This window comes from Olsenella uli, from assembly GCF_016900775.1.
In the GTDB taxonomy this organism is placed as follows: domain Bacteria; phylum Actinomycetota; class Coriobacteriia; order Coriobacteriales; family Atopobiaceae; genus Thermophilibacter; species Thermophilibacter uli_A.
The window spans coordinates 1-719 of record NZ_JACJKN010000039.1 but is presented as its reverse complement, the minus strand read 5'-3'; the positions used below and the strand labels follow the sequence as shown (position 1 = coordinate 719).

Annotated in this window: 1 protein-coding gene; it reads right to left on the bottom strand. The window is 75.0% G+C overall.

Going from position 1 to position 719, the window contains the following annotated elements:
• The coding region (locus H6A23_RS11210) for a PH domain-containing protein (RefSeq protein WP_204832254.1) at nt 1–632 on the bottom strand (632 nt) is incomplete at its 3' end.
• Between the last annotated feature and the right edge of the window lie 87 nt (nt 633–719).

Genomic DNA, 719 nt, shown 5'->3' with positions numbered 1-719 from the left:
TCGCCCGGCCGCCCCTCGGCGGCGCGCTTGCGGCGGAAGAGCTCCGCGCGCAGCGCCTCGGCCTCGCCCGCGCGAAGGCCGCGCAGCTTGGAGGCGTCATCCTCGGCCGCCGCGGCGCCCGTGTCCAGATTCAGCGTCATGAGGCCGAGCAGGCGCTCGAGCAGCTCCGAGCTCATGGTCACGGTGTGGATGTGCTCATAGGGCACGGTGAGCTGGCGGCGGTTGACAAGACCCCAGCGCACGACGAGCCCGTCGGGGGCGAGCTCCCACGTCCGCGAGCGCCAGATGGCGTAGCAAAGCCCGAGGCATGCCGCGAAGATGAGCGCGGCCGCGATGACCGTCTGCACGAGCGCGGCCGCGTCGCCGGAGAGAATGCTGCCCATTCGCGCCGCGGCGAGAAGCGCCACGAGGCCCGATGCCGCCTTGATCGCCTCCGTCAGCACGGAGAGCGGGTTGGCGCGATGCGCCGCCGACGACAAAGTGGCGCCGTCGGCGTCCGCGTCGCGCTCAAAGAGCGAGCGCTCGGGAACGGCGAGGCGCTCGAGGTCCCGCTCGATCTGGCCGATGGACGCGGGGCCGCGCGGGGCGTCCGTCGCGGTGGGCGGCGCGGCGGCCGAGGATGACGCCTCCAAGCTGCGCGGCCTTCGCGCGGGCGAGGCCGAGGCGCTGCGCGCGGAGCTCTTCCGCCGCAAGCGCGCCGCCGAGGGGCGGCCGGGCGA